Genomic DNA, 13,771 nt, shown 5'->3' on the forward strand with positions numbered 1-13,771 from the left:
CTCCAAGATCCTGATAAACAGGGTTATAACTCTATAACCCTGTACCTCAATCGTATTATTTAACAAAAAGTTACAGCTAAAACAGGATCTATTCATAAAACATGATGTATAATGCCGCGGAATTTTTTGGTGAGCATTTCAGGAGGTTTAAATGCAGGCTGCAATGCCAGTTATCACCGTTGACGGTCCAAGTGGTTCAGGTAAAGGAACCGTTTGTCGTTTATTAGCTGAAAAATTGAATTGGGAAGTGTTAGATAGCGGGGCAATATACCGTGTTCTTGCACTCGCAGCAATTCATCACCACATAGAATTAGACAACGAAGAAGCATTGGTGCCTCTTGCTGCTAATCTTGATGTGCAATTTCCAATCGACCATGAAACTAAATCATGTAAAGTGATTTTAGAAGGCGAAGACGTTAGTTTAACGATTCGAAATGAAGAAGTGGGCGCTGCTGCATCAAAGGTTGCAGCCTTGCCGCGAGTTCGTGAAGCGCTCCTTCGTCGTCAGCGAGCGTTCAGAACTGAAGCTGGGTTAATTGCAGATGGTAGAGATATGGGGACGGTTGTTTTCCCAAGTGCAGAAGTAAAAATTTACCTAACAGCAAGCGCAGAAGAGCGCGCTCAACGTCGTTTTGATGAGTTGAATGGTCGTGGGTTAGATGTTACACTAAGTGGTCTTCTTGCTGATATACAAGCGAGAGATGAAAGAGATATGAATCGTAAAGTCGCGCCGCTTATCCCGGCCGATGATGCCATTGTAATTGACACAACGATTTTGAATGCTGAAGAAGTGTTTAATGAAGTTCAGAAAATACTTGAACAAGCCGTTATCGATGGCAAATTAAAACAATCTCTCATAGCCTAATTTTTAATGTACTGACAGGATGTCGGTACTTGTTAAACTACCCCATGCGGCATGGTTGCCAATTGGATTATTAAATATTTAGAGACGTATAATGTCAGAAAATTTTGCGCAGTTATTTGAAGAAAGCCTAAAGGGTTTTGAAGCAGAACAAGGTTCAATCGTTAAAGGTACTGTTATCTCAATCGAGAACAACATCGTTCTTGTTGACGCTGGCCTAAAATCTGAAAGTGCAATCCCTGCAGAGCAATTCAAAAATGCTGCTGGTGAACTAGAAGTTGCTGTTGGTGATGAAGTAGACGTAGCACTTGATGCTATCGAAGATGGTTTCGGTGAAACTATCCTTTCTCGTGAGAAAGCTAAGCGTCACGAAGCTTGGATCCGTCTTGAGAAAGCATGTGAAGAGCAAGAGACTGTTACTGGTATCATCAATGGTAAAGTTAAAGGCGGTTTCACTGTTGAAGTTGATTCAATCCGTGCATTCCTACCTGGTTCACTTGTTGATGTTCGTCCAGTACGTGACACAACTCACCTTGAAGGTAAAGAGTTAGAGTTCAAAGTAATCAAGCTTGACCAGAAGCGTAACAACGTTGTTGTTTCTCGTCGTGCAGTTATCGAGTCTGAAAACTCACAAGAGCGTGATGAACTACTTGCTAACCTTGTTGAAGGTCAAGAAGTTAAAGGTATCGTTAAGAACCTTACTGACTACGGTGCATTCGTAGACCTAGGTGGTGTTGATGGTCTTCTACACATCACTGACATGGCTTGGAAGCGCGTTAAGCACCCAAGTGAAATCGTTAACGTTGGTGACGAAATCGCAGTTAAAGTACTTAAGTTCGACAAAGAGAAGACGCGTGTTTCTCTAGGTCTTAAGCAGCTTGGCGAAGATCCATGGGCAGCTATCGCTGGTCGTTACCCTGAAGGTGCTAAGCTTTCAGGTCGTGTTACTAACCTAACTGACTACGGTTGTTTCGTTGAAATCGAAGAAGGTGTTGAAGGTCTAGTTCACGTTTCAGAAATGGATTGGACTAACAAAAACATCCACCCTTCAAAAGTTGTTTCACTAGGTGACACTGTTGAAGTTATGGTTCTTGAAATCGACGAAGAGCGTCGTCGTATTTCTCTAGGTCTTAAGCAGTGTATTGCTAACCCATGGCAAGAATTTGCTCGTCTACAGAACAAAGGCGACCAAGTTACAGGTAAGATTAAGTCAATCACTGACTTCGGTATCTTCATCGGTCTTGAAGGTGGTATCGACGGTCTTGTACACCTATCTGACATCTCTTGGAATACTCCAGGTGAAGAAGCAGTACGTGAGTACAAGAAAGGCGACGAAATCACTGCAATCGTACTTCAAGTTGACCCAGAGCGTGAGCGTATCTCACTAGGCGTTAAGCAAATTGAAGCAGATCCTTTCAATAACTACCTAGACGCAAACAAAAAAGGTGCTATTGTTAAAGGTAAAGTGACTGAAGTTGACGCGAAAGGTGCAACTGTTGAGCTTATCGAAGGTGTTGAAGGTTACATCCGTGTAGCTGACATCGCTCAAGAGCGTGTTGAAGATGCAACTACTGTTGTTTCTGCAGGCGACGAAATTGAAGCTAAATTCGTAGGTGTTGATCGTAAGAACCGTACTATCAGCCTATCAGTTAAAGCTATGTTCGAAGCTGAAGAGAAAGAAGTTCTTGAGAAGCTTAAGAAAGAAGAGCCTGCATTCGAAAATGCAATGGCTGCAGCTTTCAAAAACGCTCAGAAAGACTAATTTCGAGTACAGATAGAAAGGGCACTTTTGCCCTTTCTTTTTATTTTGAGGAAAAATTATGACAAAGTCAGAATTGATAGAACAGTTAGCTGAACAACATATTCATATTCCAGTTAAGGACGTTGAAAATGCCGTTAAAGAGATTCTTGAACAAATGGCAGGGTCATTAGCAGATTCAGAACGAATTGAGATTCGTGGATTTGGTAGTTTTTCGCTACATTACCGTGCCCCTCGTACAGGTCGTAACCCAAAAACTGGTGAAACAGTAGAATTAGATGGTAAACACGTACCACACTTTAAGCCTGGTAAAGAGCTTAGAGACAGAGTAAATGAAAGTATTGCAGGTTAAGGGTGGGTAGCAGTTGGTAAAGATCGCCAAAAAAGGATTGTTGTTAGTTCTAATAGTTTTAGCTTTTGTAATAGGTTCGCAAAACCCATCAGAAGTACAAGTAAACTATATATTAGCGAGTAGCACTTTACCTCTTGCCACTATTCTCGCAATCACTTTTGTTATTGGGTTATTGATTGGTTGTTTAATCGGAACTGCCTCCGTTTCAAAACTAAAATGGCAGAATTACCGCTTAAATAAAAAAGATAAAGTAACTACTGATCAGATAAATACTCAATAATGATAGAGCTGCTGTTTTTACTTCTTCCTGTTGCTGCTGCTTACGGTTATGTAATGGGTAAGAATAGTGCTAAGAATCAAGCTCATGAATACAGCAGAAAAATAACATCCGAATACAGCAAAGGGCTTAAATTCTTACTTGACCGTGAAGAAGATCAGGGTCTAGAGCACCTTATACAGCTTCTTGAAGTCTCTGCCGACTCTGTCGAGCATTACCTTACTTTAGCCAGTTTATTTCGCAAACGAGGCGAAATAGATAGAGCAATCAAAATTCATGAACTCCTTCTTAATCAGCCAAATTTAGATGAACGCATCATGTCTGATTGCAGGCTTGAGCTTGCGCAAGATTACATTATGGCTGGCTTATTAGACAGTGCTGAAGAGCATTTAATCATCCTTGTTAAGTCAAATAACACGCAAGCGCTAGAGCCGATCATTAATTTATACTCGCAAATGAGTGAGTGGCAAAAAGGCGTGAATATGTTTGAAGCTCACAGTGACTTATTTAGTAAAAGAAGTCATTGTGCAGCAATAGCTAACTTTTATTGTGAAACCGCATTGTCTAGTCAAACGCCTAAATTAATGGAAAAGACGTTTGCACTAAACCATAAAACAATTCGCCCTATGTATGAACTTGGTTTAGATGCTTATAAGAATGAAGATTATGTAAAAAGTATATATTATTGGCGAAAACTCATTTGTAGCTTTACTGATACAGCGCCAATTTATATGGAACAACTTGAGCATAGCTATAATGCACTTAATTTACAGTCTCAGTTTTATGAACTGATCAGTGAATTATTGCCTAAGGGCGGTATGCTGATAAAAATAAAACATTGCCAATCTTTATTGGAATTAAATAAAGCAAATGAAGCGATAGAATTTCTAACTGATAGTTTAAAACGTGAGCCATCAATTAGAGGTTTTAGTTATTTATTAAAACTACTGAGTAGCAAAAACCATAAACTACAAGATGTATTACATGAAATTGACCATTTGGTCACGTCGTACATCAATACCAAACCAGAGTATCAGTGTCGACACTGTGGTTTTACAAGCCATAAATTATATTGGCTTTGCCCCTCTTGTAAGCATTGGGAGACCATACGACCCAATAAAGGCGTTGATGGTTTTTAAGGCTTATTTAACTTTATTCGATTAGGATTATTATGTCTCAACACGATTCTAAAAAAGTATTGATCGCACTTGATTATGATAATGAACAAGCAGCGTTAGACTTTGTTAAGCAACTTTCCCCTCAAACGTGTCGCCTTAAAGTCGGTAAAGAGATGTTCACCTATTTTGGTCCTCAATTTGTTAAACAACTAGTTGACTTAGGTTTTGATGTTTTCCTAGATTTAAAATTTCATGATATTCCTAACACGGTTGCTAAAGCTGTAACAGCAGCTGCTGAGCTAGGTGTGTGGATGGTTAACGTTCATGCTAGTGGCGGTCTAGAAATGATGCAAAAGGCAAAAGAAGCCTTAGCAAAATATGAAAATGCTCCATTACTGATTGCGGTAACTGTTCTAACAAGCATGGATCAGGCACAACTATCGCGTCTAGGTGTTGATAAAACGCCACAAGAGCAGGTTCTATATCTTGCTAAACTTGCTCAAGAAGCTGGCCTTGATGGTGTTGTTTGTTCAGCCCAAGAAGCTGAAAGTTTAAAAACTGAATTAGGTGCTGATTTCAAATTAGTAACACCAGGTATTCGTCCTGTTGGCGCAGATGTCGGAGACCAAAAGCGTATTATGACACCAAAGAAAGCGGTTGAAGCGGGGAGTGATTATTTAGTAATTGGACGACCAATTACTAAAGCCGAAGATCCTGTAAAAGCGTTAGAAGCCATTAATTTAGAAATTAATGCTTAATCTGAACGTTAAACGTTATATAAAATAAAGGCAGCGTTAGCTGCCTTTATTTTATTATGAATTATTTCAATGTAATTGACTTGGCTTCGATATCAATTAAGCCTTGTTTAAACAAACCACCTATGGCTTTTTTAAAGTTTGCTTTACTTGAACCAAAACGTTTTTTAATTTCTTCAGGGTCAGATTTATCGCCAAGAGGAATAAAACCTTCTGAGCTTTTAAGCTCAGACAAAATTTGTTCTCCTAGATCTTTAAACTTCTGAACACCTTGTTTTTCAAGTACAACATCAATTTTACCATCTTCACGAACTTGTTTGATAAAACCTTTCAATTTCTGACCGATAAACAGTCTTTTGAAAACGGTATTAAAAAACACAACACCTGTATGATTATTATTAATGATGACTTTAAAGCCAATATCAGTCTTAGAAGCGACGATTAAATCGACTTCTTCGTTAGGTTTATATGACGGTGTTTCTTTGTCTAAAAATTTCTTTAAGTTACTCGATGCGCAAATACGTTTACTTGCATTATCTAAATATAATTTAACAAGATAACTATAGCCTTCACGCATTTTTGGCTTTTGTTCATTGTAGGGAGACAAAATATCTTTATCGATACCAATATCTAAGAAAGCACCAATCTTATTTATTTCTTTAACACGTAATAAGGCGAAATCGCCTACTTGTGCAATTACATCTTTAGTCGTAGCAGTAGGGTGACCTAAATTATCTTGATATATGAAAACCTGAACGCTATCACCTTCTTCTAAATACTCTGGTACTTCAGATTTCTTTAGAAAAACTTCGCCTAGTTGACCGCCGTCTAAATAAGCCCCTTCAGCGCAAAGCTCAGTGATTTGTAAATGTTGTTTTGTGCCTAACATAATTATTCCTCAGTTGGCTTTGGCTTACGTCTTAATGGTGCTGCACCATCCACGTCGAATGGCGCAGGGATAGGCTTTTTATTTTTCTTAATCGGTTTTTTATATGGTTTTTTCTTAACCTTTTTAACCGTATCTTTTGATTTAGGGTTAACTTTTTTTGCCGGTTTTGGTGGCCTAAGGCCTTTAAATTTACCCTCTAACCCTTCAATGACTTTAAAATCAGGGATTTCGTGTAAATATGACTTAATGGCAAGGTAACTCTTCCAATCCTTTGGACCGACAAATGATACCGCAACACCTTTAAAGCCGGCACGTCCAGTCCGACCAATTCGGTGCACATACTCTTCGGCTTGTTTAGGGAGATCGAAGTTAATAACATGCGTGACGCTTAACAAGTCAAGACCGCGCGAAGCAACGTCTGTGGTCACTAATACTTTAAATAAACCGCGACTAAAAGAGTCCATAATATCTAAGCGTTTAGCTTGCGTTAAATCACCTGCAAGACCTACTGCAGAGATATCCATTTCTTTCAGTAGTTCACTAATGCGCTGAGTGTCGTTTCTTGTTGCTGTAAAAATGATGCATTGACCAACAGAGTCATCAGTAACTAAATGTTTGAGAAGTGCTTCTTTGTGATCAAGGTGATCAGCAAAATATAGCGCTTGCTCAATGTCGTCGTGCTTCTGTTGAGCATCACTCAAAATGATGCGCTTTGGTGTTTTTAATAACTGACGAGAAGTGACTTCAACTTGTGCATGATCTAAAGTCGCAGAAAATAGCAATGTCTGCCTTAGACGATGGTCAGCGGATTGGTTGATTAAGTTTAATTGTTCTTCGAAACCTAAATCTAACATACGATCGGCTTCATCAAAGATTAACAGTTCTAAACCGTTTAATTGCACGGTGTTTTGAGAAAGATGATCAGCTAAGCGACCAGGGGTAGCTACAACAATGTGTGGATTCTTACGAAGTGCTTTAACTTGGTCGTTAAAGTTCTCACCGCCAAGGATTTTCACTAAAGAAATATTAGTGCTTGCAATTAACAGTCGGCATTGATTAAAAACTTGTGTCGCGAGTTCACGTGTAGGTGCAATGATAAGCGCTCTTGGATCGCGTTTACTTAATGCTTTTTGTTTCATTATTCTGTGCACTGCAGGCAGTAAGAAAGCCAATGTCTTACCAGAGCCAGTTTTAGATTGTGCAAATACATCGTGACCTGCGATTGCAGTCGGAACGGCCTGAGCCTGAATTTCAGTAGGTGAAACTATCCCTTGGTGCGAAAGTTGTTGAGCCAAGCGGCTATCAATACCTAATTCGGTAAATTGCAAAGTTACTACTCCAAATAAAGTTTAAGCAGCAATTATATCAAACAGAGTTCTGCAACACAGGGATATTTTAGCTTTATTAGTGCATTTTTTTGTTAAATCCGTACAATACCGCCTCCGGCGCCGGATTTACGATCCGGTAGTTAGCTATTAGTCGTGCTTAAGAACTAATAGCCTTATTCAAAGCTAATTAGGAATATTATGTCTGCTCAATATGTTGTATGTGCACTTTATAAATTCGTTTCATTACCAAACTTCAAAGAAATTCGTCAGCCTCTTTTAGAGGTGATGGAAGCAAATGAAGTACGTGGTACTTTGCTTCTTGCTGCTGAAGGTATTAACGGTACTGTTGCTGCAAAACGTGAAGGTATTGATACATTACTTGCTTGGTTAGATGCGCAACCAGGTTTAGATAATATTGTTTCTAAAGAGTCTTACGACGAAACGTGTCCGTTCTATAGAACAAAAGTAAAACTAAAAAAAGAAATCGTGACTATGGGTGTGGAAGGTATCGACCCGTTAAAAGTGGTTGGTTCTTACGTTAAGCCAAAAGATTGGAATGCACTGATTTCAGACCCAGATGTTGTGGTTGTTGATACACGTAATGATTACGAAATTGAAATTGGCACCTTTAAACATGCTATTGACCCAAACACTAAGACTTTCCGTGAATTCCCTGAGTGGGCAGAGAAAAATCTAGACCCTACTAAAAATAAGAAAGTTGCCATGTTCTGTACAGGCGGCATTCGTTGTGAAAAGTCGACTGCGTATATGAAAGAGCAGGGTTTTGATGAAGTTTACCACTTAGAAGGCGGTATTCTTAAGTATCTTGAAGAAGTACCAAAAGATGAATCTTTATGGGAAGGTGAGTGTTTTGTATTCGATAACCGTGTAGCCGTTGACCATGACTTACAAAAAGGTCAATACGACCAGTGTCATGCTTGCCGGATGCCGATTACTGAAGAAGAAAAACAAAAGCCTGAATATGAAGAGGGGGTTTCTTGTCACCACTGTATCGATAATGTAACTGAAGAGCAGCGTGCACGCTTCGCTGAGCGCCAAAAGCAAATGAAATTAGCGCAAGAGCGCGGCGAAGGTCATATAGGGCATGAAGCTCAGGAAGCTTTACTACAGCGTAAGCAAGCAAAACAGCAGCAAAAAGAAGCGCAACGAAAAGCTTTAAAATCATAATTAAAAAAGCGCTCGATTGAGCGCTTTTTTTGTTGCCCAATACGGTTGTTTTATAGCCAGTATATTTGTTAGTCTTATAAAGATATTAATAATAATAAAATCATGTGACATTTTATGGGCAATCTATTTTTAAAAGAAAAAGAGAATTGGTGGGCTTGGCTATTGTGGTCGTTGATTGGAGCTAGTCTTTCTTTCTATTCATCTTATGTCACTGAGCAAGTTCACTATCTTTTTATCCCTGCTTCATTTTTGCTTTTTGGACTCACTTGGTGGATGAACTATAGTAAACGCTATGAATTTTCCAGAGCTTTTAAAGTACTGCTTTTTGTCGGAAGCATTTCATTTGCTCCGCTTTTATATACACAAAATTATGCTTTAGATGAATTGACCAAGCTTTTTGTAGACACAGGATTTGTATTTTTAAGCCTTACTTTAGTTAGCTTAATGGGGGCTTTGATAGCAAAACGACCAAAACAGTATTATTAGTAATCAAACAATCTAATATTGGTTCTTTTTTTAAAAATAGTACTTTACAAGAATTATAAAACTCTCTATTATTCGCGCCAACAACGGAGAGATGGCTGAGTGGTTGAAAGCACCGGTCTTGAAAACCGGCATACGTTAATAGCGTATCTAGGGTTCAAATCCCTATCTCTCCGCCACCTCATTCCCAAAACCGCCTTTAGGCGGTTTTTTTCGTTTGGAGGAAGTATGAAACTTGATTTGGTAAAGCGTTTTTCACTTTGGATCATTTTTAGTTTTTTCTATGTCAGTGGTTTGGAAATGGCATTGCAATTATCAATCGATGCACAACAAGACCCAAATCTTCTTAACACCGTTCTATACACATTTCTATTTAATCTATTAGTTGGTCATTTAATTGTGAAGTACGAAAAAATATGGCCAATATTCTGCGCAATGATAGTTGGTGCTTTTGGTATCATTGGCTTTGGGTATTTTTTCACTGAGCAACTTATCGATTACAGCAAAGAGTTAAAACTTGCCTTGGTATTAAGCTTACCGTTTGCAACATTTGTTGTGATAGAACTCAAAAAATTAATGGATAAGCAGCAAGCAGAGTAACCTTTATCTCAATCTGCAGTGTGTTACACTGCAACATTCTTTAAATTAAAAAAGCGAAAATTTACATGTCTGATTTATTTAATACAGGTGCAGAAAAAGCAAGCTACGGTATCGGTCTTCAAATGGGCGAGCAGCTTAAAGCTAACCCTTTCGACGGTCTTAACCTTCACTCAGTGTTTGAAGGTATGAAAGATGCGTATGCTGGTGAAGCACTTCGTGTTGAAATCCCTGAAATTCAAGCTGCATTTGAAGCTATCAATGCAGAAATTCAAAAGCGTCGCGAAGAAGAAGCTAAAGTTTTAGCTGCTGAAGGTACGGCTTTCCTAGAAGACAACGCTAAGCGTGCAGAAGTAACAGTTACTGAGTCAGGTCTACAGTACGAAGTACTAGCAACAGGCGAAGGTGACAAGCCAGCTGCAGATTCAACTGTACGTGTTCATTACCACGGTACATTAATCAACGGTACAGTGTTCGACAGTTCTGTTGAACGTGGTCAACCTGCTGAATTCCCAGTAAATGGTGTTATCAAAGGTTGGACTGAAGCACTTCAACTAATGGCGCCTGGTGCTAAATTCCGTCTATATATCCCACATGACCTAGCATACGGTGAGCGTGGTGCTGGTGCATCAATCGCACCTTTCTCAACTCTAATCTTTGATGTTGAGCTATTAGAAGTTCTTTAATTAAGAATTTATTGCTCGAATTCAATGTCACAACAGTGAATTGAATCAGCTATAAAAAATCCCCGTTTTGTACGGGGATTTTTTTTGCACAAGATTTTGGTTCATCTTTTCGTAACACACAAAAAAAGCGCCAATTTGGCGCTTTTTATAAACTAATGCAGATTAATAGTTTGCATTACCTTTAGTACGAGGGAAGGCGATCACGTCACGTACATTGCCCATGCCTGTTACATAAGCAACTAAACGCTCAAAACCAAGACCAAAGCCTGAGTGAGGCACTGTGCCATACTTACGCAGATCGCGGTACCAGCTGTAGTCTTCTTTGTGTAGACCCATTTCTTCTAAACGTGCATCTAGTACATCTAAACGTTCTTCACGTTGAGAACCACCGATGATCTCACCGATACCTGGTGCAACAACGTCCATAGCAGCTACTGTTTTGCCATCTTCATTCTGGCGCATGTAGAATGCTTTAATGTCACGAGGGTAGTTTTTAATTACTACTGGTGCTTTAAAGTGCTCTTCAGCAAGATAACGTTCGTGCTCAGATTGTAAATCTACTCCCCATTCAACTGGGAACTCAAATTTCTTACCGCAGTTTTCAAGGATTGTAATTGCATCAGTATAATCAACTTGTGCGAAATCTTTTTCAACAAACTCTTCTAAACGAGAGATTGCTGTTTTTTCGATACGTTGTGCGAAAAATTCCATATCATCACGACGCTCATCAAGTACTGCTTTAAATACATATTTAAGCATATCTTCAGCTAGGCTCGCGATGTCTTCTAAATCAGCAAATGCAACTTCAGGCTCTACCATCCAGAACTCAGCAAGGTGACGAGACGTATTTGAGTTCTCAGCACGGAAAGTTGGACCAAATGTGTAGATCTTCGACATCGCACTGGCGTATGTTTCACCATTTAACTGACCTGATACTGTTAAGAAAGCTTCTTTACCAAAGAAATCTTCAGCGTAGTCAATGTCACCCTTATCCGTAAGTGGTAAGTTCTGCATATCTAACGTTGAAACACGGAACATTTCACCCGCACCTTCACAGTCACTCGCTGTGATGATTGGTGTACTGATCCACATGTAACCACGTTCGTGGAAGAAACGGTGAATTGCTTGTGATAAACAGTTGCGAACACGTGTAACAGCACCAATTACGTTTGTACGTGGACGTAAGTGCGCGTGTTCACGTAAGAATTCGATACTATGGCGCTTTGCAGCCATAGGGTAAGTATCTGGGTTTTCAACTAAACCGATAACTTCAACTGTATCAGCTTGGATTTCGAAAGCTTGGCCTTGGCCCTGAGACTCAACCAGTTTACCCGTTACGCTAACTGAACAACCAGCAGTTAAATTGGTAACTTCATCATAATTATTGAGCGAATTCGGAACAACTGCTTGAATAGGGTTAAAACAAGAACCGTCGTGTACGGCTAAGAAAGAAATACCTGCTTTAGAATCGCGGCGTGTACGGATCCAACCTTTTACTGTTACTTGGCTGTCTACCGCAACGGTGCCTTTAAGTAGCTCCGTTATCGCTATGTGGCTCATCTTCACTCCAATGATTTAGTTACTCTAATAATTATTTAAACTGTCGTACCCTTTGGTACGAGGGCATTATCTTACCTGTGATGAGCAAATAAAAAAACCATTTATGACAACTCTTTTCAGGTCAATTGCACTAAATAACACTCTATATATAAGTATCATGACTAATTTGCATAAATATGGCATCATTGGAGTATATTCAGTGATAAAAATAAGTAATTAGTTGAGAGGCAATGAAGCAAGTTTTTATTCTAAGAGGGCTCCCAGGTTCAGGCAAAAGCCATTATGCACAAAACTTAGTCGACGAACTCGTCGCAGGTGACGAAACACAATACGCGATTTGTGCAACGGACGACTACTTTTATAACGAACAAGGTGAGTATCATTTCGATAAATTCAAGCTATCAGAATTTCATAATTTGAACCTTGCTCGTTATATCAATGCGCTTGCTGAGGGCATCCCACTTGTGATCGTTGATAACACTAACATTAAAAAATGGGAGTTTGTCGCGTATGCACAAGCAGCCCATGCGTTAGGTTATCAAGTTAAAGAAGTAGTGGTTGGTGAGATCAAAGATAAATCGTTACAACATTTATATGCTAAACGTAATACACATAACGTCGCTTTAAGAACTATTAGTAAAATGGCCTATATGTTTGAGTGGTAATGTTTGTTTTAATATTTAGATTTAACTCCTGAAATAAAATTAAATATAAAAAAACCCGCTCAGAGCGGGTTTTTTCATTTCGCTTATAGATTAAGCATTTTCTAGCGCTGTACGTGCATCTACAAATTCCATGTTGAAGCCTTCAGCAACTTCTTTACATGTAATTTGACCGTTGATCACGTTTAAGCCATTCATGAAGTGATCGTCTTCAAGAAGTGCAGCTTTATAGCCTTTGTTCGCAAGCTTGATGATGTATGGTAGTGTTGCATTGTTAAGTGCAAATGTTGAAGTACGCGGAACAGCACCAGGCATGTTAGCAACACAATAGTGAACAACGTCATCAACGATGTATGTTGGTTCAGCGTGTGTAGTTGCTTTAGAAGTTTCAATACAACCGCCTTGGTCGATTGCAACGTCAACGATTGCAGAACCAGGCTTCATGTTCTTGATGTGTTCAGCAGTCACTAGTTTTGGTGCTGCAGCGCCTGGGATAAGAACACCACCGATTACAAGATCAGCTTCAAGTACGTGCTTTTCTAAAGCGTCAGCAGTTGAGTATACTGCTTTAACACGATTACCGAATTGTGCGTCAACACGACGTAAAACATCAACGTTACGGTCAAGAACAACAACATCAGCACCCATGCCAACAGCCATTTGTGCTGCATTGTTACCAACCATACCAGCACCGATAACAACTACTTTAGCAGGCTCAACACCAGGTACACCACCTAGAAGCATACCACGCCCTGCATTTGATTTTTCAAGTGCCTGTGCGCCAGCTTGAATTGACATACGACCAGCTACTTCTGACATAGGCGCAAGAAGTGGTAAACCACCACGAGCATCAGTTACAGTTTCGTATGCGATACAGATAGACTTGCTCTTAACAAGGTCTTCAGTTTGTGGAAGATCTGGTGCAAGGTGAAGGTAAGTAAATAGGATTTGGCCTTCACGTAACATAGCGCGCTCAACAGCTTGAGGCTCTTTTACTTTAACAATCATGTCAGCTTTTGCAAAAACATCAGCAGCTGTTGGTAAGATTTCTGCACCAACTGCAATGTAATCTTCGTCAGTAAAACCAATGCCAATACCAGCATTTGTTTCAACAACAACTTGGTGGCCGTGGTTAATTAATTCACGAACACTCGCTGGAACCATACCAACACGGTACTCATGGTTTTTTATTTCTTTAGGTACACCGATAAGCATAATAATCGCCTCATATATAAGAACGGGATAAAATTTTCGA

General features: G+C 39.4%; 15 protein-coding genes and 1 tRNA gene. 12 read left to right on the forward strand and 4 right to left on the reverse strand.

Annotated features, from left to right (window positions below; all coding sequences use genetic code 11):
* Positions 1-151 precede the first annotated feature (151 nt).
* The 6 genes from cmk (at position 152) to pyrF (ending at position 5,126) form a co-directional block, all read left to right on the forward strand.
* On the forward strand, positions 152-865 hold the full coding sequence (cmk, locus tag PP2015_RS07760; protein ID WP_058029724.1) for a (d)CMP kinase: 714 nt from the start codon (positions 152-154) through the stop codon (positions 863-865).
* A 91-nt stretch (positions 866-956) separates the two neighbouring features.
* Positions 957-2,624 carry a 30S ribosomal protein S1 gene (gene rpsA / locus PP2015_RS07765; RefSeq protein ID WP_058029725.1) on the forward strand — a complete coding sequence of 556 codons (1,668 nt, stop codon included), beginning with the start codon at positions 957-959 and terminating at the stop codon, positions 2,622-2,624.
* A gap of 58 nt (positions 2,625-2,682) precedes the next feature.
* Entirely contained in the window at positions 2,683-2,973 is a 291-nt protein-coding gene (ihfB, locus tag PP2015_RS07770; RefSeq protein WP_058029726.1) for an integration host factor subunit beta, read from the forward strand.
* 13 nt (positions 2,974-2,986) lie between these two features.
* A complete protein-coding gene (locus tag PP2015_RS07775) occupies positions 2,987-3,253 on the forward strand; it encodes a lipopolysaccharide assembly protein LapA domain-containing protein (RefSeq protein ID WP_058029727.1) in 267 nt (88 codons plus the stop codon).
* The gene (locus tag PP2015_RS07780) at positions 3,253-4,389 is read left to right on the forward strand and encodes a heat-shock protein (RefSeq protein ID WP_058029728.1); all 1,137 of its coding nucleotides are present in this window, start codon (positions 3,253-3,255) and stop codon (positions 4,387-4,389) included. Before PP2015_RS07775 ends, PP2015_RS07780 begins: the two co-directional genes overlap by 1 nt.
* Positions 4,390-4,421: 32 nt before the next feature.
* Entirely contained in the window at positions 4,422-5,126 is a 705-nt protein-coding gene (gene pyrF, locus PP2015_RS07785) for an orotidine-5'-phosphate decarboxylase (RefSeq protein ID WP_058029729.1), read from the forward strand.
* A gap of 61 nt (positions 5,127-5,187) precedes the next feature.
* Here the strand turns inward: pyrF and PP2015_RS07790 are convergent, their stop codons facing one another.
* The gene (locus PP2015_RS07790) at positions 5,188-6,018 is read right to left on the reverse strand and encodes a CvfB family protein (RefSeq protein WP_169792732.1); all 831 of its coding nucleotides are present in this window, start codon (positions 6,016-6,018) and stop codon (positions 5,188-5,190) included.
* The gene (locus PP2015_RS07795; protein ID WP_058029731.1) at positions 6,015-7,340 is read right to left on the reverse strand and encodes a DEAD/DEAH box helicase; all 1,326 of its coding nucleotides are present in this window, start codon (positions 7,338-7,340) and stop codon (positions 6,015-6,017) included. Before PP2015_RS07795 ends, PP2015_RS07790 begins: the two co-directional genes overlap by 4 nt.
* 198 nt (positions 7,341-7,538) lie before the next feature.
* Here PP2015_RS07795 and trhO point away from each other — a divergent pair, with 198 nt between their 5' ends.
* The 5 genes from trhO (at position 7,539) to PP2015_RS07820 (ending at position 10,294) form a co-directional block, all read left to right on the forward strand.
* On the forward strand, positions 7,539-8,528 hold the full coding sequence (trhO, locus tag PP2015_RS07800; RefSeq protein ID WP_058029732.1) for an oxygen-dependent tRNA uridine(34) hydroxylase TrhO: 990 nt from the start codon (positions 7,539-7,541) through the stop codon (positions 8,526-8,528).
* 114 nt (positions 8,529-8,642) lie between these two features.
* Positions 8,643-9,014: a hypothetical protein gene (locus PP2015_RS07805; RefSeq protein WP_058029733.1), complete on the forward strand. Its 372-nt coding sequence runs from the start codon at positions 8,643-8,645 to the stop codon at positions 9,012-9,014.
* An 85-nt stretch (positions 9,015-9,099) separates the two neighbouring features.
* Positions 9,100-9,190: transfer RNA gene (locus PP2015_RS07810), tRNA-Ser, on the forward strand.
* 49 nt (positions 9,191-9,239) lie between these two features.
* Positions 9,240-9,611, forward strand: coding sequence for a hypothetical protein (locus PP2015_RS07815; protein ID WP_058029734.1), 372 nt, complete (start codon positions 9,240-9,242; stop codon positions 9,609-9,611).
* 65 nt (positions 9,612-9,676) lie between these two features.
* Positions 9,677-10,294, forward strand: coding sequence for an FKBP-type peptidyl-prolyl cis-trans isomerase (locus PP2015_RS07820; RefSeq protein WP_058029735.1), 618 nt, complete (start codon positions 9,677-9,679; stop codon positions 10,292-10,294).
* Between the two features lie 162 nt (positions 10,295-10,456).
* Here the strand turns inward: PP2015_RS07820 and asnS are convergent, their stop codons facing one another.
* A complete protein-coding gene (asnS, locus tag PP2015_RS07825) occupies positions 10,457-11,854 on the reverse strand; it encodes an asparagine--tRNA ligase (protein ID WP_058029736.1) in 1,398 nt (465 codons plus the stop codon).
* A 230-nt stretch (positions 11,855-12,084) separates the two neighbouring features.
* Between asnS and PP2015_RS07830 the strand changes: the two genes are divergently transcribed.
* Complete coding sequence (locus PP2015_RS07830; RefSeq protein ID WP_058029737.1) at positions 12,085-12,519, forward strand: ATP-binding protein; 435 nt, start codon at positions 12,085-12,087, stop codon at positions 12,517-12,519.
* A gap of 90 nt (positions 12,520-12,609) precedes the next feature.
* On the opposite strand, the gene ald is transcribed toward PP2015_RS07830, so the two are convergent.
* Positions 12,610-13,731 carry an alanine dehydrogenase gene (gene ald, locus PP2015_RS07835; RefSeq protein ID WP_058029738.1) on the reverse strand — a complete coding sequence of 374 codons (1,122 nt, stop codon included), beginning with the start codon at positions 13,729-13,731 and terminating at the stop codon, positions 12,610-12,612.
* Positions 13,732-13,771 lie beyond the last annotated feature (40 nt).

Source organism: Pseudoalteromonas phenolica, assembly GCF_001444405.1.
Lineage (GTDB): Bacteria > Pseudomonadota > Gammaproteobacteria > Enterobacterales > Alteromonadaceae > Pseudoalteromonas > Pseudoalteromonas phenolica.

Coding starts and splice junctions, on each gene's coding strand:
- rpsA (WP_058029725.1), top strand. CDS start 957: ATGTCAGAAAATTTTGCGCAGTTATTTGAAGAAAGCCTAAAGGGTTTT.
- PP2015_RS07830 (WP_058029737.1), top strand. CDS start 12,085: ATGAAGCAAGTTTTTATTCTAAGAGGGCTCCCAGGTTCAGGCAAAAGC.
- PP2015_RS07780 (WP_058029728.1), top strand. CDS start 3,253: ATGATAGAGCTGCTGTTTTTACTTCTTCCTGTTGCTGCTGCTTACGGT.
- asnS (WP_058029736.1), bottom strand. CDS start 11,854: ATGAGCCACATAGCGATAACGGAGCTACTTAAAGGCACCGTTGCGGTA.
- PP2015_RS07820 (WP_058029735.1), top strand. CDS start 9,677: ATGTCTGATTTATTTAATACAGGTGCAGAAAAAGCAAGCTACGGTATC.
- cmk (WP_058029724.1), top strand. CDS start 152: ATGCAGGCTGCAATGCCAGTTATCACCGTTGACGGTCCAAGTGGTTCA.
- pyrF (WP_058029729.1), top strand. CDS start 4,422: ATGTCTCAACACGATTCTAAAAAAGTATTGATCGCACTTGATTATGAT.
- trhO (WP_058029732.1), top strand. CDS start 7,539: ATGTCTGCTCAATATGTTGTATGTGCACTTTATAAATTCGTTTCATTA.
- PP2015_RS07815 (WP_058029734.1), top strand. CDS start 9,240: ATGAAACTTGATTTGGTAAAGCGTTTTTCACTTTGGATCATTTTTAGT.
- ihfB (WP_058029726.1), top strand. CDS start 2,683: ATGACAAAGTCAGAATTGATAGAACAGTTAGCTGAACAACATATTCAT.
- ald (WP_058029738.1), bottom strand. CDS start 13,731: ATGCTTATCGGTGTACCTAAAGAAATAAAAAACCATGAGTACCGTGTT.
- PP2015_RS07805 (WP_058029733.1), top strand. CDS start 8,643: ATGGGCAATCTATTTTTAAAAGAAAAAGAGAATTGGTGGGCTTGGCTA.